This window comes from Halomonas sp. IOP_6 (assembly GCF_021151565.1).
Taxonomy (GTDB): Bacteria; Pseudomonadota; Gammaproteobacteria; order Pseudomonadales; family Halomonadaceae; genus Vreelandella; species Vreelandella alkaliphila.
Window position 1 is genome coordinate 1 of sequence record NZ_JAIRBO010000012.1, and the last position, 19,222, is coordinate 19,222.

Sequence of the window (19,222 nt, forward strand, 5' to 3'; positions counted from 1 at the left end):
ACTGATCTCGGTACTGGATACGGTAAGAGGGCTTAACCGTTCTTCATGAACCGCCGTGGTACGGAACCGTATGCCCGGTGGTGTGAGAGGACAGGGGAGGCGACTCCCCTTCCTACTCGATCGAGTGCCTAACTACACTCGTTCTTCAGTAGCTCTTTGCTACTTTTTCGCTTTTTTGGGCTTTGAGGCTTTTTTATCTTCATCATTATCAGACTTGTCACTGTCAGGCTTGTCGCTACCCTGATGGCTAAGCGGGCTGGCTTGGTCAAGCCGTGGGTGGTTGTCCAGGAATTCCCGCTGAAGATCGGGTAGGGCATCCAGTGCTTTTAAGGTGTGGGTCAGCGCGTGAATTGCTGCGAGTACATCCTGGGTGTTGCCGGTTTCGGAAATAGTGTGCATGTTGCGGATCGGGAAGCCGATTGAGGTAGCTGCGCTATCAATAGAGGCCAGCACGCCTGCCATGCCGTCAGTACCCGTATCCACGCCCACGATGTCACGCTGCAGGGGGATATCCTGCTCTTTGGCGGCGCTGGCGATAATGCGGTTGAGCTGTTCGCTGGCAATAGAACCTACCGCCATGGTGAAGCCTTTGCCCATCTCTAGCGGCTGCATGCGTTTGTCGCCAATACCAGGAGCAGCTACGTAGTCGTGGTTAACGTCTACGCCAATCAGCGCGTCTGGCTTTAGTTCGCCAGCCAATACGCGGCTGCCAAAACGGCCAATTTCTTCGTAGCTGGCAATGGCAAACAGCACGCGTACGTTTTCGGTGCCGCCAGCTTCTGCGATTAACTTTGCCACTTCTGCGGTAACAAAGCAGCCCAGGCCATTATCCAGGTAAGCGCCGTAGAAGGTGTTCGGGCTAAAACCAGGGCGAATGGGGCGGTCGAAAATAATCGAATCACCCGGGCGAACGCCTAAATTCAGCACTTGCTGCTTTTTATTTTCGCCATGGATTTGCAGGTCCAGGTAGATCTGCTCTTTTTTGATACCTTTGCTGCCATCGCGCTGTGCAGGATCAGAAAAGTGAATAGCGCCCAGGGCTTCTACTGTACCGCCTTGGATGCAGCGGTAGCTGCCGGGGGCGTCAGGATCCTCGCTGAATAGCTTCACTTCGTGGCCGATAAGTACGGTAGGCAAGAAGGAGTCAGTGTTGATCCAGATCTTGCCGTCTTCGCCAATCGAGCGAACCTGCATGCGGATTTTGTCTGCATGGCCGATGATCATCACTTTGAACATGTCATCGCGGCCAGGATGGGTATCCAGTACCACGCCAGCATTGCCTTTAAACTGATGCAGATGCCAGCCGCTGGGCGCGAAGCTTTCGAAGTAAGGCTTCAGTACGCCGTAGGTCATTGCGCCTTCCAGGCCTACTGGGCTAGGGGCGGCAAGAATGTCGCGCATGATGTTGAATTGCGCGTCGGGCATGGGTTGCGTCCAGGGTTTGGCGCTGTCGCTCATATTAAGCTCTCTCCATTGGGGGGTGTTTATCACTAACTAGTCTGCCAGATTCTTGCTTCAGATGCGCATGGCTGGTTCGCCTAGTGAGACAAGAGTTTTGGGCTTTGGTTATAAAATCCTCTAGGATAGGCGCTTTTTTCTGACAAGGTGGAAGGTCATGGCGTCTTCTGGGCAACCTCGCACTCAGTGGCTGGGCCGCTGGGGCTTTATGCTGGCAGCCACCGGTTCGGCGGTGGGGCTGGGCAATATTTGGAAATTTCCCTACATCACCGGGGAGTATGGTGGTGGAGCCTTTGTGCTGGTGTATCTGGCGTGCATTTTAGCCGTCGGCGTACCGGTGATGATGACCGAGATTGCCTTTGGTCGCCGTGGGCGCGGCAGCCCGATTGATGCGATACGGCGCGTCGTCAATGAGTCTGGCCGCTCCTCTGCCTGGTCGTTGATTGGTTGGATGGCCATGCTCTGCGGCTTTATGATTCTGTCGTTTTATGTCGTGGTAGCTGGCTGGTCGTTCTCCTATTTATGGAAAATGCTCACCGGCGGCCTCGCGGGCAGTAGCGTTGATGATATGGCGGCGGTCTTTGGGGCCAATAATGCCAACCCGTTCATTCTGGGCGGTTGGAGCACCCTGGTGGCAGTGCTGACCATGGTGATTGTGGGCAAAGGCGTTCAGGAAGGTATTGAGAAAAATGTCAGTTGGATGATGCCCGGGCTGGTGCTCATGCTCATTCTACTGATTATTTTCGGGGTGTTTTCTGGTGGGTTTGGTGAGGCTGTGAGCTTCTTGTTCTCGTTTAACGCGGGAAGCCTCTCTAGTGAAGGCATGCTGGCGGCGTTGGGCCACGCCTTTTTCACGTTGTCGTTGGCATCCGGTGCAATTCTCACCTACGGTAGCTACTTGCCCAAAGGTGCGTCAATTGGGCGTACCACGGTAAGCGTGGCCATTGCCGATACCGTGGTTGCGTTAATGGCGGGGTTGGCGATCTTCCCGGTCATTTTTGCTAACGGTATGAATCCTGGTGAAGGGCCGGGGCTTATCTTTATGAGCTTGCCGCTGGCCTTCCAGGCGATGCCAATGGGCACGCTATTTGGCATTCTGTTTTTCTTGATGCTCTCGATGGCAGCGCTGACCTCGTCTATTTCGATGGTGGAAGCCACGGTGTCGTGGTTATGCGATAACAAAGGCATGACCCGTAAGTCTGCCTCTTGGGCGACGGGCATCGTGCTATGGCTGATCAGCACGCTGGCGATGCTGTCGTTTAACCTGGGCGCTGACTGGACCCTGGCGGGTAAAAACTTCTTTGACTGGCTGGATTATTTGACCTCGCGCTGGATGATGCCGCTGGGTGGATTGGGTACGGTCGTGTTGGCGGGGTTTGTGCTGAAAAGTGAGACATTCCGCGATGAATTAGGCCTTGCACCGTTGCCTTATGCGCTATGGATGACCATGGTGCGTTACGTTAGTCCGTTGGGTATTTTGGTTATCTTTGCTGATGCCTTGGGGCTTTACCAAGTTTCGTTCGCGGTGCATTGGCCGTGGCTGCTAGCGGTTTTGGTGGTCATGGTTGCAGTGGGGGAGATCCTAAGCCCTCGGCTGCGCCAAGCGCTGAGCTCGCGCTAGCCGCTGTTGTTCACGCTTCACCCTGGCAGCTGCAATGGCGCCAGGGTGAGTGCCTGCCTCCATGAGTTCGTCCCAGCAGGTGGTGTAACGGTTAGAGCGGTGCGCACAGCGCAACTGCCACGGTGCTTCCGCCTCTGTCATTCCAAAGCGAATCGTGCCTTGCCCCATGCGCTGATTAATAGCGTCAACGGCGTTCATCAAGTGCGGGTGCGCTTTATGTGAAGGCTGCAACAGCGAAAGCTGATACTGCTGTGCATCGACTAAGTCCAATAGCATGACACCGGCCTTCATAAACTGAAAACCCGGCCGATACATCTGTTCCAACCCTTCGCGGACGGCTTCTAAAATGATGCGGGTATCGTCACTTGGCGAGGCTAGGGGAATCATCGCGCTAGGTGAAAGCTGAGGCTGGTCTTTACGATGGCGGTTGGTGTTTAGGAATAGCAATACGGCGCGAGTAAGGCTTTTCTGCTGGCGCAGTTTTTCGGCACTGCGCTGAGCATGGCGGCGCAGCGCTGCGTGCAATTCCGCTTTTACGCCGGTTGCTTGGCCAAAAGAGCGTGACGTCATAATACGCTGACGCGGCTCTTCTAATGCGTTCATTTCCAAGCATGAGGTGCCACGTAGCTCTAGCGCTGTACGCGCAAGCACCACTGAAAATCGTTTGCGAAGTTGCTTTGGATCGCACTCCCGCAACTGCCACGCCGTGCGAATACCACTCACCGCAAGCCGTTCTGCTAGGCGTCTGCCGACGCCCCATACGTCATTCACCGGCAGCTGTTTAAGCAGCGCCGTAGTGGTCGGGCTGTTGGCAGTGAGTAGGCAGACGCCTTGGTAGTGAGACTGCTGTTTGGCAACGTGATTAGCGAGCTTGGCTAGCGTATGGGTAGGTGCCAGCCCTACGCATACAGGTAGCCCTAAATAGCGGCGAACACGGCGGCGCACAACTTCCCCGAGTGTTTGGCATTGAGTGTCGCTGAAGCCATCCAGGTAGATAAACATTTCATCAATAGAGTAAGGCGCGACGTCTGGACAGGCATCCCGCAGTAGCTGGGCGAGTCGTGCGGACATGTCACCATACAGCTCGTAGTTAGATGACAATAAGTGAATCTCTCCCCGTCGGCGCAAACCTTCCAGTTGGAAAGCGGGAGTGCCCATGGGGATTTCCAATGCTTTCATTTCGGCCGAGCGGGCGATCACACAGCCATCGTTATTCGACATCACGCCAACGGGCTTGCCTTCAAGCGCAGGATTAAACACCCGCTCGCATGACACGTAGAAGTTGTTGGCATCAACAAGGCCAATCATGGCAAATACTCATGCACCACGGCGCGTACCACACCCCATAGCTGGCAGTTTGTCTCTTCTAACGGTAGCGGTGGATAGTGAGGATGAGCCGAGCAGAGGTGTGGCGTGCCTTGATAGAGTGCATAACGCTTTATCAGTACTTCCTCTTCAAACATGGCGACCAGGATATGCCCTAAACGGGGCGGTATGCTGCGATCTACCACCAGCAAATCATCTTCGAATATCCCCCAGCCTTCCATGCTGTCGCCCGCGGCGGTGAGGTAAAACGTGTGGTTGGGGTGTTTAATCAGTCGCTCATTGAGATCTAGCGTACGTGGTTCGTAATCTTGAGCAGGTGAAGGGAAGCCGCTAAACCCAGCGCGGCCGTATAACGTTGGAAATGGCAACGGCTGAGAGGTTAACGGCAGGGCTGTCGCAACCATCGTTGTCGGAAATGTACTCGTTGTAAACGTACTTGTTGCAAACGTGGTTGTTTTTAAAGCGGCGGGGTGGGACGGCATCGTCGGCATCCTCATGAATAAATAGTGTGTTTATATACAGTATTTGTAAGCAGTATTTATTCATGGGGAGAAAATTGCAAGCGACGCTCAACGCTGGGGGCCTGGGGGCTATTGGCTCAGCGAGCAAGCCACAGGCCAACCACCAACGCACTTATCACGGTAATCAAGAACACAAGGTTGCGAGCACGGGTGTCACGACGTGGTTTCATGGTCATTTTCCTGTTGGTCATCATCGTTAAGAGCATTTCGCAGTAGTCGCAGCACGCAAGCGTTATCCGCATAAAGCGGCAGATGCGCTGCGCTTAGCATGGTAACGTTTACGCCCTAGAGCGTCATCTGACGTATATGACATTGCTTGGTTATCCGGCTTTTAAGAGATCCTGCTTATGAATGAATCGACCCACGTCGGTACCGCTGCGCAGCCGCTTTCCCTGGCGAATGGTCGGCTGGCGGCGCTTAGCTGGGGGCGTAGCACTGCGCCTACTTGGGTGGCGCTGCATGGTTGGCTAGACAACGCGGCGAGCTTCAGTCGGCTGGCGCCGCTATTGGTGAAAGCACTGGATATTCGCATTGTGGCGATCGACTTCCGTGGTCACGGGCACTCAGCTCATGCGCCTGCAGGAAACGACTATGCACTATGGGACTATACCCACGACGTGCTGGATACCATGGAATCATTAGAGATCGAAAAGGCGACGCTACTTGCTCACTCGATGGGGGCAGCCGTAGCTTGTCTAGTATCGGCAGCGCTGCCTGAGCGGGTAGATAAGCTAATTCTGTTAGATGGCTTAGGAGCGCTAAACACACCTGCCGAAGAGACTGCCAGCCAACTACGCAAAGGGCTAGTGGCCTATAGGCGGCCGCTTTCCCGTCCTCCTCGTTATCCCGATGTTGAGAGTGCAGTTGCCGCGCGGGTAGCCGGAGGTGTCACGCCGCTGGACAGCATCACCGCCACGCCACTTGTCGAGCGCAACACCCAGGCCACTGCCGATGGGCATGTGCAAATGCGTACTGATAGCCGTTTGTTAAAGCCTTCTTTGGTGCGCTTTACGCCCCAGCAAGTGTTGTCACTACTGGCGGAGATTCAAGCCCCAGTGCTATTGATAGAAGGGGAGCGGGGTATTTTAGGCGAGCGGGACTGGGCAGAAAAAGCGCGCCAAGCAGTACCACAGTTAACGCGCCATGTACTAGCGGGTGGCCATCATCTGCACCTTGAACCCCAGGCGGTTCATCACGTGGCCAGCACAATCAGTCAGCAAGCGTAGCGGGTACCTGATTGCTCACGTTAGGAAGATGACGATGAAAAAAGTAGCGCATGTTGTTAAAACACCTGTGGCAAGCAGCTGCTTGAATGGCGGTAATAAGGTTGCACTGGTATTGGGGAGTGGGGGAGCTAGGGGGTATGCTCATATCGGTGTTATTGAAGCATTGGAAGCACGCGGCTTCGAGATAATTTCGATTGCGGGTTGCTCTATGGGCGCGCTAATTGCTGGTATTTATGCCGCTGGAAAGCTGCCTGAATACCGGGATTGGGTGTGTAACCTGGATTATTTAGACGTGCTCAAGCTGGTCGATGTGACCTGGAGTCCGATGGGCGCCATGCGAGCGAATAAAGTCATGAGCAAACTTGAAGAGCTGGTCGGCGATATGCTGATCGAAGACCTGCCTATTCCGGTGACGACCGTCGCGACGGATCTGATTCGCCAGCGTGAGGTATGGTTTCAAAATGGCCCTTTACTCCAGGCAATCCGTGCCTCTATTGCCGTGCCGGGTGTCATTACCCCAGTACATGTGGGTGGCCAGGTACTCGTTGATGGCGGCTTGCTGAATCCACTGCCGATGATGCCGATATTAGCCGCCCACGAAGCGGATTTTGTCGTGGCGGTTAACGTGACGGCGCACAGCCCACAACCGGTCACCTTAGAGGAGCTGTTACCCAGCGAAGATACAAGCGACAGCCGCACCGCGTTAGAGCGCGACCGCGATGCCAATATTGGCGGTTGGATGGATGATGTGCGTGCTACCACGCGCCGCTTGTGGGATGGGCTGGGGGGCAGCAATGGTGAAGAGAGCGATGTTGATGAAACCGTTGACCTGCGTGGTCGGCGTGAGTGGGGTAAGCTCGATATGATTCTAGAGTCGTTTGATATCACCCAGGCGGCGCTCGCGAAGTATAAAATCGCAGGCTATCCGCCGGATGTATTGATCGAAATTCCCAAAACTGTTTGCAGCACTTACGAGTTTCACCGGGCCAACGAATTAATTCGGCTGGGGCGGCATCTTGCTGATGAAGCGTTAGAGCGCCGCATGCCTAGCATTGCTTCGGATGCGACCGAGTGACATAGCCATCTACTGCCCGCGCTTGCGCAGCAGAATATACACCGCGCCTGTACCGCCATCGATATCGGTGGCGGAACAGAACGCCAAGACGCCGGGCCACTCTCTTAACCACGCATTGGTATGGCTTTTAAGCACCGGAAAGTCTGAGGTAGTGCCCCAGGCCTTACCATGCACGACTAGAACACAGCGCATGCCTTGTGCAGCGGCGTCGCGCAAAAAACTTTCAAGCTCAATCCTCGCTTCTTCTAGGGTATAGCCGTGTAAATCCAGCCCCGCTTGCCAAGCGGTTTGGCCACGTTTTAACTGGCTTAAGGTGCGCCAGGGCAGGTCGGGCACGCTGAATTCCAGATACTCTGAGGGGCGTACCGCCTCTACTCGACCGTCGGACGTGCGACCGCTAGTTTGCAGCGTGTTGCTCTCTACCGCCGCTTGTCGACGTGCTTGCTGGGCAGCTTCGTCGTTGCGCTTAGGCTTGCCGGGATCAGCTTGATTACTGGCAATACGGCGCACGCCTGCTGCCTGCAGCGCTTGGCGAAAGGCACTGATATCGTCATCGTTGGGCAGATGTCGCGTCATGGTCGGCTCAAATAGAGAAATGAAGTGTTAACAAATAAGCATAATTGAGAAGAGCACAGTATAGCGAGCTTGTCGTTGCTGTGAACCGTTCACTGTGAACCACGCGCTGTGAACCAGACGGCGTCAAAGGTACAATCCTTCCATGAACTTTTTACACGCCAGGAGTCGCTGTGACCACGCATCTCAATGATGAGACCTCCCACTCAATGCTTTCGTTGCCGGAATCGGCATTGGTGAGCGAGCTTTTTACACTGCGCGATTACTTACGCTGGGTGTCCAGCGAGTTTTATCTGGCGGGGCTGCACTATGGGCATGGCACGGAATCGCCCTGGGACGAAGCCGTTGCGCTTTGCTTAGGCGCACTGCACCTACCGTGGAATGTCGACCCAGCTGTGCTGGATGCCCGCTTGCTGCCAATAGAGCGCGAACGCATCATTCGCTTGGCGCGAGAGCGGGTGACGACTCGCCGCCCGCTGCCTTACTTACTGGGCGAAGCTTTTTTTGCAGGATTCCCGTTCAGCGTTGACGAACGCGTGCTAATTCCGCGCTCGCCCATTGCCGAGCTGATTGAAGACGGCTTTGCTGCATGGTTCCCGGAAGAACCGCCTGCCCGAGTATTAGACTTATGTACCGGTTCTGGCTGCATCGGCATTGCCACTGCATTGGTGTTGCCTACCTGCGAGGTGGCGTTGGCGGATATTAGCCAGGATGCCTTGGCGGTTGCTCGTCAAAACATTACGCGTCACGACGTTGGTGATCGCGTGCGGGCCGTCGAATCCGATGTGTTTGATAGCCTGGAAGGGCAGCGTTTTGACCTGATCGTATCTAACCCACCTTATGTTGATGCGCGTGATCTGGCCACCATGCCTGCCGAGTTCCGCCATGAACCTGCCCTGGCGTTAGGCGCTGGTAACGACGGGCTGGATATCGTGCGACGCATTCTGCGAGAGGCCCGCCAGCACTTAACCGACGGGGGCTGGCTGATTGTTGAAGTTGGTAATTCCGACCGCCATGTGGAGGCTGCTTTCCCTGAAGTACCCTTTATCTGGCTTGAATTCGAGCGTGGCGGCCAGGGTGTGTTTGCCTTGAGCGCCGCTGAACTCGACGCCCATGCGGCGTCTTTTGCGTGAGGAACTAACGCCCATGTCTGGCAATACCTTTGGCAAGCTATTTACCGTTACCACGTTTGGTGAGAGCCACGGCCCTGCTTTAGGCGCTATTGTTGACGGTTGCCCGCCTGGCATACCGATCAGTGAAGCAGACTTGCAGCTTGATCTAGATCGCCGCCGTCCAGGTAGCTCTCGACACACCACACAGCGCAAAGAGCCGGATCAGGTGCGGATTCTTTCAGGCGTGTTTGAAGGCAAAACCACGGGGACGTCGATTGGTTTATTGATCGAGAACACCGACCAGCGCTCCAAAGACTACTCTAAAATCAAAGATCAATTCCGTCCTGCCCACGCTGACTACACTTACCATCATAAGTATGGCCATCGCGATTACCGGGGCGGCGGTCGTTCTAGCGCGCGAGAAACAGCCATGCGTGTTGCTGCTGGCGCTATTGCCAAGCAGGTACTGGCCGCGCAAGGGATTCAGATTCGCGGTTATATGAGCCAGTTGGGGCCCATTAAAATCGAATTCAAAACCTGGGACGCGGTAGGCGAAAATGCCTTTTTCTGCCCTGACCCGGACAAAGTGGCCGAACTTGAAGCCTATATGGATCAGCTGCGTCGGGATCAGGATTCCGTAGGCGCTGAAATTACCGTGATTGCCGACGGTGTGCCGGTCGGGTTAGGCGAGCCAGTCTTCGACCGTTTAGATGCTGATCTGGCGCATGGTTTGATGAGCATCAATGCGGTAAAAGGGATAGAAATCGGGGCCGGATTTGGTTGCATTGCTCAGCGTGGCAGCGAGCACCGCGACGAGATGACGCCCGAAGGGTTTCTTTCTAATCACGCGGGCGGGGTGTTGGGCGGAATTTCCAGTGGCCAACCGATCGTCGCGCGATTAGCGTTGAAGCCAACGTCAAGTATTACCACGCCTGGGCGATCAATTGATATACATGGTCAGCCAGTTGAGGTAATAACGAAAGGCCGCCACGATCCCTGTGTCGGTATTCGCGCGACGCCTATCGCCGAGGCGATGATGGCAATAACGCTGCTAGACCATTGGCTACGTCATCGTGGACAAAATGGAGATGTTAGCGTTGACACGCCACGTTTAGAACAACAATAACAGCACGGTGCGCTTGGCGTAACGCTGCTACACTCTAGGAAGATGGTTAAGGAGTCGCCTATGAAGATCAACGTTGAATTTGACCTGACACCGGATGAGTTTCGCCAATCACTAGGGCTGCCGGATGTTGAGGCGTTTCAGCAAAGCCTGCTGGAAAATATTCAGCGGCAAATGGAGTCAGGGGTGGATGGCTATGACCCTATGAGTCTAATGCGTCCTTTCCTGCAGCAGCCGATGATGCAACAAGGTCTCTCCCAAGGGTTAGCTAACTTTGGCACATATCAACAGATGATGTTGGACATGCTGCGTAAAGCGGGCTCCTCCGGCAGCGGTGCCGAACAGGATGACGGCACAGATCAAGGCGAGTCTCAAGAGGCTGCTAAGTCAGCAGCGTCAGGTAAAAGCGCATCAAGTGCGAGAAGCTCTAAAGCGAAAGCGACGGCTTCTTCGCGTTCTCGCGCTAAAGGGTAGAACTGTCATGTGAAATGTGTAGCGTTGTTGAGCGTGCTGCTAGGAATGTTGCAAAGCAGCATTGCAGCGTTTACTCTTTTTGCAGTGCAGCAATTTTGCCATGTGATGAGCCACTCCAGGCTCATGCCAAGGAACGAGAGACAGGAGCAGACACTATGCAAGATAAAATGATGGACGCCTTTAGTACCCAAACCCGCCAAATGTTTGAGCCAATGCGTAAGATGAACTCGCTGATGCTCAACAACATGGAAAAAATGACCCAGTATCAGCTGGAAGCAATGAAACGCTACAGCCAAATGGGTACCGAGCGCATTCGTAGCGCGACGGAAATTGATGATGCAGAAAGCCTGCGTGATTTTGGCACCAAACAAGCCGAAATGATGAACGAGCTTTCTCAGCAAATGCAGGAAGATGCCCGTGTCATGGGTGAGATGAGCTTGCAGTTCAAATCCGAAATGGAAAAGCTGTTCAGTGAAGCTGGGCAGAAAATGAGCGAGCAAGCCACCTCTGCCACGAAAAGTGAACAGCCTGCGAAAGCGACTAGCCAGTCTTCACGTAAAAGCTAAACGCAACTATGTTCGCGGCGCCTTCAAGGCGCCGCGTTCTTTTGGATGATGTGCCTGGGCAGAGAATGCCAAGCAGGTGAGGGGAGAGTGAGTATGCTGTCAGGGTGGAAAATGCCGTCTCAAGGTGTTTCTCAAGAAGAGCTTGAAGCATGGAAAGTGCAGCTAAGCGATGTTGGTGAACAGTACAAAGGACTGCTTGAGGATTTACTGTCACGGATAGCACCCAGCGAAGCTGCTGACTCCGTCTACAGTGATATGCGCGAAAGCTTTGAAGCCGCCGCGCAATCGCTCATGAGTAACCCTAACCTGTTGTGGCAAACCCAATCGCGCCTTATGCAAGATCAGTGGCTGCTTTGGCAACAGGGTGTGCGCACTATGTCTGGTGAGCAGGTGACGCCATTGATAACGCCTGCTAAAGGCGATCGCCGCTTTAAAGACGAAGCCTGGACGCAAGAGCCTTACTACTTGGTGATTATGCAGCAGTATCTGCTGTTTTCGCAGATGGTAGAAGAACTCATAGAAGACCTGGATGGCCTAGACCCGACGCAAAAGCGCAATCTGGCGTTTTATGCTCGGCAGTTGGTAAACGCCATGTCGCCGACTAACTTCGTAGCGACTAACCCGGAAGTGATGCGCTGTACGTTGGAAACTCGCGGGCAGAACTTGGTGGATGGTTTGACGCGTCTGCGGGAAGACTTGGCGAACTCTGCCGAAGGTATCAATGTACGCATGACTGATCGAAGTGCCTTTGGTGTTGGCGATAACATTGCGGTTACCCCGGGTGCCGTGGTGTATGAAAATGAGCTAATTCAGTTGATCCAATACACCCCTACCACTGAAAAAACCTTTAAAACGCCACTGTTGATCGTGCCCCCATGGATCAATAAGTACTACATTCTCGACCTGCGGGAAGACAATTCGCTAGTCAAGTGGATGGTGGATCAAGGACATACCGTATTCTTAATCTCCTGGCGTAACCCTGGACCAGAGCAGCGTGACATCACGTGGGCTGATTACATGCAAATGGGCCCCATTAGTGCGATGGAGGCTATTGAGCAGGCGTGTGGCGAGAAGTCAGTCAACCTGTTGAGTTACTGTGTGGGTGGCACACTAACCGCCTCTACAGTCGCTTATCTAACAAGCACGCGGCGTGGTCGAAAAGTGAAGTCTGTTACCTATATGGCGACGCTGCAAGATTTCCGCGATCCTGGTGATATTGGCGTATTCCTTAACGAACGGGTGGTTGAGGGAATTGAAAACACGCTAGAAATGAAAGGCTATTTAGATGGCCGCTCAATGGCCTACACCTTTAATTTATTGCGTGAGAATGATCTCTTCTGGTCGTTCTATATTAATAATTACCTGAAGGGCGAAGTTCCCGCAGCGTTTGACCTGCTGTATTGGAATACCGATGGCACAAACCTGCCAGCAGGAACGCATGCCTGGTATCTGCGCCATATGTACCTAGAAAACCGTTTAGTAGAACCCGGTGGTATCGAGCTGGACGAGGTGAAGATTGACCTTCGTAAAATATCGGCCCCGTGCTACTTCGTTTCGACGAAAGAAGATCATATCGCTAAGTGGAACAGTACATATTATGGCGCGCTGTTGCCCAAAGGGCCGGTGACGTTTGTGTTGGGTGGCTCTGGCCATATCGCAGGCATTGTGAACCCACCCCATAAGAATAAGTATGGTTACTGGACTAACGATGCGCTGCCCGAAACGCATGATGCGTGGCAAGAAGGCTCGACCTTTAATGAAGGCTCCTGGTGGCCGCATTGGCAGGCCTGGGTAACAGAGAATGGCTATGCAGATCCTGATCCAGAAAAAATGGTGCCCGCGCGTCAGCCTGGAGAAGGTGAGCTAAACGTCATTGAAAGCGCTCCTGGGCGCTATGTAAAAATGACGATACCTGAGGTGTTAGGTGAGCTTCCCGCATCGTAATAACCATCTAATGATCAGCGAGTCATGCTGGGATGGTTAAACAGGCTGTTAATTAGTCTATTTCTCCAATAGTGGCGCGGCTAAACTTGGACTAAGCCGCGCAGTTTGACGCTAAAATTACTAACCGAGACGCTACTCATGCAGCCAACTGCACGCTTTTCATTGTCGCCGGCTTTTCCTGAGACCCACACTCAACACAGCCATGGAGCTTGCTGTTGTGGTTCACCATTGCTGCAGCGTTTCCATGAACGTGTGATGGCAGAAATAACCCGCCGCCAAATGATTGGGGGAACGGCTGCGGTGATGGCGCTTTTCGCAGGATTGCATGTACCTTTTGCTGTTGGGCAGCAGCCAAAATCCCATGATGGACCGCTACTGTTAACCAATTTAAGGCTGTTTGATGGCAGCGGGGGACCGCTGCGTGATGGCGTATCAATCAGGGTGGTGGACGGCCGTATTGATGCGATTCTAGACGGCAGTGGTGAAGTGGAAGGTATCGATGTCATTGATTGTGGCGGTCGTGTATTGATGCCAGGTTTGATTGATGCCCATTGGCATACCACTTTAGCGGCCATCTCCCAAATGGAAGCCATGACCGCTGATATTGGCTATGTGCACTTGGTGGCAGCAAGAGAAGCCGAGCGAACCCTGATGCGAGGCGTTACTTCGGTGAGGGATGTTGGGGGACCAGCGTTTGCGCTAAAGCGTGCTATTGATGAAGGTATTGTGAATGGCCCTAGGGTATTTCCTGCAGGGGCGATGATTTCCCAGACGTCGGGACATGGTGATTTTAGAATGCGCCATGATATACCTCGTGGAAGCACAACACCGCTAAGTGAAGCAGAACGTCAGGGAGTTGCAGTAATTGCGGATGGTGAGGCTGAGGTGCTCAGGCGCACGCGTGAGCAGCTGATGCTAGGGGCGTCTCAGATCAAGTTGATGGCTGGCGGTGGAGTAGCGTCACTCTATGACCCTTTAGACAGTACTCAATTTACGGAACGAGAGCTACGCGCAGCGGTTGAGGCTGCCGATGATTGGGGCACCTATGTGATGGTGCATGTGTATACATCACGTGGTATCCAGCGCGCTCTGCGGGCTGGTGTTAAGTCGATTGAGCATGGCCAATTAGCAGATGAAGAATCGGTAAGAATGATGGCTGGAGAGGGGGCGTGGTGGAGCCTTCAGCCTTTCCTGCAAGATGAAGATGCCAACGTGTATCCTGATGCCGCGCGCCGAGAGTCTCAGCGCCAAGTGGCTGAAGGTACCGTTCGCGCTTATGAAATGGCGCAGCGGTTTAATGTGAAAACTGCCTGGGGTACAGACATTCTCTTTAGCCCTAAAAACACCCCGAATCAACTTCGGCATTTGGCAAAGTTAACGCGCTTTTATGATCCGCTAACAGTGTTGGCAATGGCAACAGGGCATAACGGTGATTTGTTGTCACTTTCAGGCCCTCGTAATCCTTATCCTGGTGTACTTGGACGCATTGAACCAGGTGCACTAGCTGATCTCCTAGTCGTAGATGGCGATCCAAGTCGCGATCTAGATTTTCTAAACGACCCAGAGAGCAATCTTCGAATGATTATGAAAGGTGGGCGAATTTATAAAGAGCAGCTATAAAAACGCTGAATATAATTTTTAAAAATTTTCTTTCAAAGCGATATTTTATTACTTAGTGATAAGTGCCTGAATAAAATTAAGCGGGCACTTATCATCGGTAACCACTGGTTCGATAGTGTCTACATTCTTGCAACGTATGCATAAGCACTTGGCTGCTCGGATGTTGTCGGAGGGAGCTTTAGCTTTGGTTAGACACTTCGACGATGATTCAACTGATTTGCATGGCTTCGCAAGGGCGGCTACGCCGCCCCTGCCCGCTGGAAACGGCCTTCTTGGTTTTAACGCTTGCGTATCAAGCCCGGTAACAGTAGCAGGCCAGCGAATAGCCATGCAGGCCAACTCCCCGTGCGGGTAAACGGTGTTGTTCCTTCCATGGCGTAAAATTCGCTAATAAGGTAGGTGGTTTCAAATTGCGCTGCGCTATCTACCAACTCGCCACGGGGATTAATAATCGCAGTAATGCCGTTGCTGGTAGCGCGCACGACATAACGACCATTCTCTAGCGCGCGCAGGCGGGCCATTTGCAAGTGTTGGTGTGGGCCAATGGAAGCGCCAAACCAAGTGTCATTGGATACCGTCACAATCACGTCGCTGTCTGCTGCGCGGCGTGCCACCAACTGTGGGTAGATAATCTCATAGCAAATAGCGTTGCCAATTGTTACACCGGCGGCCTGCATGGGCGTTTGTTCTGAGGCGCCTTTAGAAAAACTCGACATTGGTAGATCAAAGAAGTCGATAGCACCCCGTAACACACTTTCAAGCGGCAAGTATTCGCCAAACGGCACGAGGTGCTCTTTTTGGTAGCTGCCCTCTACGTTGCCAACACCAATCACGCTATTGAAATAACGGTTGTCCTCGTCGAGTTGGACAATGCCGGTTAATAGCGCGGTGCTTGGCGGTAAGTTGGCTTGTACGCGCTCTAACACCGGGCGAGCTTGGTTATCGATCATTGGCAGGGCGGTTTCTGGCCACAGAATGAGATCGGCATCATCCGCGACACGGCGGGTTAAATCGCTATAGGTATTTGCTGCTACGCGCTGTCCTTCGGGTGTCCACTTTAATAGCTGGGGCAGATTGCCCTGAAGTAGCGCAACGCGCGTGGGCTCGCTTGCTGGTGTCGTCCAGAGTGAGGGTAGTGCCACCGGAACGAGCCAAATAGCGGCTAATGGCAGCGCTGCCCACCATTGGCGTCGCAGCAGTTCAGCGCCTAAGGTGCCTGTGAGCACTACCAGTAAGGAAAGCAAGTAAACGCCGCCTACTGGTGCCCAGTTGGCCAGCGGTGAATCCACATAGCTGGAGCCAACCAGTAGCCACGGAAAGCCGGTAAACAGATAAGTGCGTAATACTTCCCCCAGTACCCATGCCCCTGCAAAGCTAGCCAGTGCCCAGCGCGGGCTGCAAAAACGTCGATAAAGCCAAAACGTGCCTGCAAAAAAGAGTGCTAATACAGACACAAACAGAGCAGTCAGAAATACTGCCAGGGGAACGCCGGTATAGCCGTAATCGTGAATGGATACATACACCCAAGAAGTGCCGCTGGCAAAGAGCGCTACGCCGTATAGCCAGCCTTTTAGTGCTGCCTGAGCGGGACTTAAGGTATGCAGGCCAACATAAAGCAGGCCGATGGCGATGGGCCCTAGCCACCATAATTCAAACGGTGAAGCGGTAAGCGTCGTGAAACCACCGGCCACGAGGGCAGCCAGCAGCTGAAGTGCAAAGGTGGGCGTCAACCCCATGGTGATATCCTATCGGCAGGTTGAAGTGGTCGGTTGACTAGCCGTCGCTGTCGTCGCCATCGGTAGTATTTTCACTGGCGTCATCGCGATAAGCTTCCAGCAACCGAATGCGCCGATTATCGGCATTAAGAATGACGAACCGCCAGCCGCCCAGGCTAGTATGTTCGCCACGGCCTGGTAAGTGGCCAAATTGTTGCATCACAAGGCCGCCCACGGTATCGAATTCGTCATCAGAAAATTCGCTGCCAAAGCGTTCGTTGAAGTCTTCAATCGGTGTGAGAGCACGAATGGCGAAGTGGCCATTGTCCAGCGTGCGGATATCGTCCTCTTCATCGGTATCATGCTCATCTTCGATATCCCCGACGATCTGCTCCAGAATATCTTCGATAGTAATAATACCAGCCGTGCCGCCGTACTCATCTACCACGATTGCCATGTGATTGTGGGTATCACGGAATTCTTTCAGCAAGCTGTTTAGGCGTTTGGACTCGGGAATAAACATTGCCGGGCGCAGCACGTCTTCCAGCTTAAAGGCATCACGGCTTTCTTGCGTTTGAGAGAGCAGGGGGAGCAAATCTTTAACCAGTAAAATGCCTTTTACATCGTCAAGATTCTCGCCAATGACCGGATAGCGGGAGTGCCCTGTTTCTTGAATCAATGGCAAGTAGCCATCGCTGGTTTGATCAAGGGTAATTGCCGACACTTGAGAACGTGGAATCAATATTTCACGCACTTGCTGATCGCTGATCTCAAGAGCGCCTTCAATAATCATAATAGCGTCTTGATCTAGCTTCAGTTTCCCTGCGGTGTGGCGTAAAAACGTCATTAACTCATCGCGCGAGCTAGGTTCGTCATTGTCTCCGGAAAGGGCGCCAAAGAGTTTCTCGAGCCAGGATTTTTGATTTGAGTTGCTCGATCGGTCTTCGCTCATTGCGTCTAATCTCTCTATTACGTGCAAATAGTGACTTGCAAATAGTTGTGTGCAAACAGTACGTCAAAGCACTACTAAAAAACAGCTATGAAACCTCTGATTAACTACGCTTGGCCATACTGCGTTAAAAATCGCCTCGTGCGCGAGCCCGGTCAAAATGCTCATTTACAGCCCGTAAACTCGAACGCGAGTCCGATCCTTTTTTCGTTAATTTTTGCCTTGTCTGGCCTGCGCTCATCACATTAATCAGAGGCTCCCTATGTGAAGATGGCTACGGGTAAACTGTCTGTCGTTTTATCACTGAGTCGGGGGATACACCACCCTAAAAGTAATTATCGGCCAGGGTAACAGCTTACTCGTGATATGGATCAGGAATATCGAGAGTGGCAAGAAGCTCGCGCTCTAACTGCTCCATCTCTTCCGCTTCCTGCTCTTCAATGTGGTCATAGCCCATTAAGTGCAGCGTGCCATGCACCACCATGTGCGCGTAATGATGCTCAAGAGGCTTCTGCTGTTCACGGGCCTCATGGGCAACGACGGCATGGCAAATAATCAGGTCGCCAAGTAACGGTAAACAAACGCCGGGAGGGTTCTCAAAAGGAAATGAGAGCACGTTGGTTGATTTATCGTTACCCCGATAATCTCGATTGAGTGCTTGGCTTTCTGCTTCATCCACAAAGCGAATCGTCAGCTCTAAGCGCTCATCATCGGGGTGGCGTGAGAAGACACAGCCCACCCAGTGGGTGAGCTGCTCAAGGGTGGGAAGCAACGGCTCATTGATGGCCGCCTGGCGGTCAATCACGATGTTACTCATCGAGGTGCCTCTCCTGCGCGTTCAAGTGCTTGCATGCGGGCTTCGCGCTCCTGTTGGCGAGCTTCACGGCGAGCGCGCTCTTGCACTTCCTGCTGCGACTCAAACTCGTCATAGGCTTCGATGATCCGCTGAACCAACGGGTGACGCACAACGTCTTTCGCAGCAAAGTGGGTCACGCCGATGCCAGGGGTTTCCTTCAGAACATCCAGCACCTGTGAAAGACCAGAACGCTGTCCGCGAGGAAGGTCTACCTGGGTAATATCGCCGGTAATCACCGCCGTTGAGCCAAAACCAATCCGTGTCAGGAACATCTTCATCTGTTCCGGCGTGGTGTTTTGGCTTTCGTCCAGAATGATGTAGGAGTTATTCAGCGTACGCCCACGCATATAGGCCAGCGGGGCAATCTCGATCACTTGACGCTCAATGAGCTTAGCGACCTGTTCGAAGCCGATCATCTCGTACAGTGCATCGTAGAGCGGGCGGAGGTAAGGGTCGATTTTCTGGGCAAGGTCGCCAGGTAGAAAGCCAAGCTTTTCGCCTGCTTCTACCGCTGGGCGAACTAACAGAATGCGCCGCACTTCCTGCTGATTTAGTGCTTCTACCGCCGCGGCAACCGCCAAGTACGTTTTTCCCGTACCGGCAGGCCCAATACCGAAATTGATATCGTGCTCGCGAATGCTTTGTACGTAGCGCTGCTGATTAAGGCCGCGAGGCTTAATCATGGTGCGCGGCGTACGCATAATCACGTCATCGCTGTTGATGTCGCTATCATCCTCTTCTTCTAGCGCTTCTAAGCCAGATTCCTGAAGGAAGAGGTGAACTGTGTCTGCTTCTAGTTCTTCTGCCGCAGTTTCACGGTAAAGGTGCTCAAGCACGTTAGCAGCGGCTTTGATCCGGTTAGCGGCGCCGGCCAGCTGAAACACGTTGCCACGGTTGCGCAACGTCACGTCCAGGCGGCTCTCAATCAGCTTTAGATGCTCGTCCTGTTGGCCGCAGAGGCTAGCAAGGCGCTGCGGATCATTGGGTTCAAGGCTTAGGGTGATAATGCGATTGGCCTGAGGTGATGGCTGGCTCAAGAGTAAGAAACCCATTAGTTGATGTA

At 53.4% G+C, this 19,222-nt stretch carries 17 protein-coding genes; 9 read left to right on the top strand and 8 right to left on the bottom strand.

Annotation, left to right across the window (positions count from 1 at the left end; all coding sequences use genetic code 11):
• Window positions 1-159 precede the first annotated feature (159 nt).
• The gene (locus K7H08_RS16665; RefSeq protein WP_038482630.1) at window positions 160-1,458 is read right to left on the bottom strand and encodes a M20/M25/M40 family metallo-hydrolase; all 1,299 of its coding nucleotides are present in this window, start codon (window positions 1,456-1,458) and stop codon (window positions 160-162) included.
• Window positions 1,459-1,615: 157 nt separating this feature from the next.
• On the opposite strand from K7H08_RS16665, the gene K7H08_RS16670 reads away from it, so the two are divergent.
• Window positions 1,616-3,079 carry a sodium-dependent transporter gene (locus K7H08_RS16670; protein ID WP_198350208.1) on the top strand — a complete coding sequence of 488 codons (1,464 nt, stop codon included), beginning with the start codon at window positions 1,616-1,618 and terminating at the stop codon, window positions 3,077-3,079.
• Here K7H08_RS16670 and K7H08_RS16675 read toward each other — a convergent pair.
• Both K7H08_RS16675 and K7H08_RS16680 read right to left on the bottom strand, forming a co-directional pair.
• Entirely contained in the window at window positions 3,041-4,387 is a 1,347-nt protein-coding gene (locus K7H08_RS16675) for a Y-family DNA polymerase (RefSeq protein ID WP_038482636.1), read from the bottom strand. The two genes, K7H08_RS16670 and K7H08_RS16675, sit on opposite strands and share 39 nt — an antisense overlap.
• Entirely contained in the window at window positions 4,384-4,809 is a 426-nt protein-coding gene (locus K7H08_RS16680) for a LexA family protein (RefSeq protein ID WP_231658596.1), read from the bottom strand. The genes K7H08_RS16675 and K7H08_RS16680 overlap by 4 nt, the downstream gene beginning before the upstream one ends.
• A gap of 464 nt (window positions 4,810-5,273) precedes the next feature.
• On the opposite strand from K7H08_RS16680, the gene K7H08_RS16685 reads away from it, so the two are divergent.
• Window positions 5,274-6,152, top strand: a complete 879-nt coding sequence (locus K7H08_RS16685) for an alpha/beta fold hydrolase (protein WP_120385477.1) — start codon at window positions 5,274-5,276, stop codon at window positions 6,150-6,152.
• A gap of 34 nt (window positions 6,153-6,186) precedes the next feature.
• The gene (locus tag K7H08_RS16690) at window positions 6,187-7,227 is read left to right on the top strand and encodes a patatin-like phospholipase family protein (RefSeq protein WP_120385476.1); all 1,041 of its coding nucleotides are present in this window, start codon (window positions 6,187-6,189) and stop codon (window positions 7,225-7,227) included.
• Between the two features lie 9 nt (window positions 7,228-7,236).
• Here the strand turns inward: K7H08_RS16690 and K7H08_RS16695 are convergent, their stop codons facing one another.
• Window positions 7,237-7,803, bottom strand: coding sequence for a Smr/MutS family protein (locus K7H08_RS16695; protein WP_038482648.1), 567 nt, complete (start codon window positions 7,801-7,803; stop codon window positions 7,237-7,239).
• Between the two features lie 170 nt (window positions 7,804-7,973).
• Between K7H08_RS16695 and prmB the strand changes: the two genes are divergently transcribed.
• The 6 genes from prmB to K7H08_RS16725 all read left to right on the top strand — a co-directional run bounded on the left by prmB (window position 7,974) and on the right by K7H08_RS16725 (window position 14,639).
• Window positions 7,974-8,933, top strand: coding sequence for a 50S ribosomal protein L3 N(5)-glutamine methyltransferase (gene prmB / locus K7H08_RS16700; RefSeq protein WP_231658571.1), 960 nt, complete (start codon window positions 7,974-7,976; stop codon window positions 8,931-8,933).
• A 13-nt stretch (window positions 8,934-8,946) separates the two neighbouring features.
• On the top strand, window positions 8,947-10,038 hold the full coding sequence (gene aroC, locus K7H08_RS16705; RefSeq protein WP_038482654.1) for a chorismate synthase: 1,092 nt from the start codon (window positions 8,947-8,949) through the stop codon (window positions 10,036-10,038).
• Between the two features lie 60 nt (window positions 10,039-10,098).
• Complete coding sequence (locus K7H08_RS16710) at window positions 10,099-10,509, top strand: hypothetical protein (RefSeq protein ID WP_038482657.1); 411 nt, start codon at window positions 10,099-10,101, stop codon at window positions 10,507-10,509.
• Window positions 10,510-10,664: 155 nt separating this feature from the next.
• Window positions 10,665-11,075 carry a phasin family protein gene (locus K7H08_RS16715; protein ID WP_038482660.1) on the top strand — a complete coding sequence of 137 codons (411 nt, stop codon included), beginning with the start codon at window positions 10,665-10,667 and terminating at the stop codon, window positions 11,073-11,075.
• A 93-nt stretch (window positions 11,076-11,168) separates the two neighbouring features.
• Entirely contained in the window at window positions 11,169-13,019 is a 1,851-nt protein-coding gene (gene phaC / locus K7H08_RS16720) for a class I poly(R)-hydroxyalkanoic acid synthase (RefSeq protein ID WP_231658572.1), read from the top strand.
• Window positions 13,020-13,274: 255 nt separating this feature from the next.
• Window positions 13,275-14,639, top strand: coding sequence for a metal-dependent hydrolase family protein (locus K7H08_RS16725; RefSeq protein WP_095602827.1), 1,365 nt, complete (start codon window positions 13,275-13,277; stop codon window positions 14,637-14,639).
• Between the two features lie 278 nt (window positions 14,640-14,917).
• Here K7H08_RS16725 and lnt read toward each other — a convergent pair whose 3' ends face one another.
• The 4 genes from lnt to K7H08_RS16745 all read right to left on the bottom strand — a co-directional run bounded on the left by lnt (window position 14,918) and on the right by K7H08_RS16745 (window position 19,196).
• Window positions 14,918-16,375, bottom strand: a complete 1,458-nt coding sequence (lnt, locus tag K7H08_RS16730; RefSeq protein WP_231658573.1) for an apolipoprotein N-acyltransferase — start codon at window positions 16,373-16,375, stop codon at window positions 14,918-14,920.
• 37 nt (window positions 16,376-16,412) lie between these two features.
• A complete protein-coding gene (locus K7H08_RS16735; protein WP_038482680.1) occupies window positions 16,413-17,306 on the bottom strand; it encodes an HlyC/CorC family transporter in 894 nt (297 codons plus the stop codon).
• 352 nt (window positions 17,307-17,658) lie between these two features.
• A complete protein-coding gene (gene ybeY / locus K7H08_RS16740) occupies window positions 17,659-18,120 on the bottom strand; it encodes an rRNA maturation RNase YbeY (protein ID WP_038482683.1) in 462 nt (153 codons plus the stop codon).
• Window positions 18,117-19,196 carry a PhoH family protein gene (locus K7H08_RS16745; protein WP_095602826.1) on the bottom strand — a complete coding sequence of 360 codons (1,080 nt, stop codon included), beginning with the start codon at window positions 19,194-19,196 and terminating at the stop codon, window positions 18,117-18,119. The genes ybeY and K7H08_RS16745 overlap by 4 nt, the downstream gene beginning before the upstream one ends.
• Window positions 19,197-19,222 lie beyond the last annotated feature (26 nt).

Coding starts and splice junctions, on each gene's coding strand:
- K7H08_RS16665 (WP_038482630.1), bottom strand. CDS start 1,458: ATGAGCGACAGCGCCAAACCCTGGACGCAACCCATGCCCGACGCGCAA.
- K7H08_RS16670 (WP_198350208.1), top strand. CDS start 1,616: ATGGCGTCTTCTGGGCAACCTCGCACTCAGTGGCTGGGCCGCTGGGGC.
- K7H08_RS16675 (WP_038482636.1), bottom strand. CDS start 4,387: ATGATTGGCCTTGTTGATGCCAACAACTTCTACGTGTCATGCGAGCGG.
- K7H08_RS16680 (WP_231658596.1), bottom strand. CDS start 4,809: ATGGTTGCGACAGCCCTGCCGTTAACCTCTCAGCCGTTGCCATTTCCA.
- K7H08_RS16685 (WP_120385477.1), top strand. CDS start 5,274: ATGAATGAATCGACCCACGTCGGTACCGCTGCGCAGCCGCTTTCCCTG.
- K7H08_RS16690 (WP_120385476.1), top strand. CDS start 6,187: ATGAAAAAAGTAGCGCATGTTGTTAAAACACCTGTGGCAAGCAGCTGC.
- K7H08_RS16695 (WP_038482648.1), bottom strand. CDS start 7,803: ATGACGCGACATCTGCCCAACGATGACGATATCAGTGCCTTTCGCCAA.
- aroC (WP_038482654.1), top strand. CDS start 8,947: ATGTCTGGCAATACCTTTGGCAAGCTATTTACCGTTACCACGTTTGGT.
- K7H08_RS16710 (WP_038482657.1), top strand. CDS start 10,099: ATGAAGATCAACGTTGAATTTGACCTGACACCGGATGAGTTTCGCCAA.
- K7H08_RS16715 (WP_038482660.1), top strand. CDS start 10,665: ATGCAAGATAAAATGATGGACGCCTTTAGTACCCAAACCCGCCAAATG.
- phaC (WP_231658572.1), top strand. CDS start 11,169: ATGCTGTCAGGGTGGAAAATGCCGTCTCAAGGTGTTTCTCAAGAAGAG.
- K7H08_RS16725 (WP_095602827.1), top strand. CDS start 13,275: ATGGCAGAAATAACCCGCCGCCAAATGATTGGGGGAACGGCTGCGGTG.
- lnt (WP_231658573.1), bottom strand. CDS start 16,375: ATGGGGTTGACGCCCACCTTTGCACTTCAGCTGCTGGCTGCCCTCGTG.
- K7H08_RS16735 (WP_038482680.1), bottom strand. CDS start 17,306: ATGAGCGAAGACCGATCGAGCAACTCAAATCAAAAATCCTGGCTCGAG.
- ybeY (WP_038482683.1), bottom strand. CDS start 18,120: ATGAGTAACATCGTGATTGACCGCCAGGCGGCCATCAATGAGCCGTTG.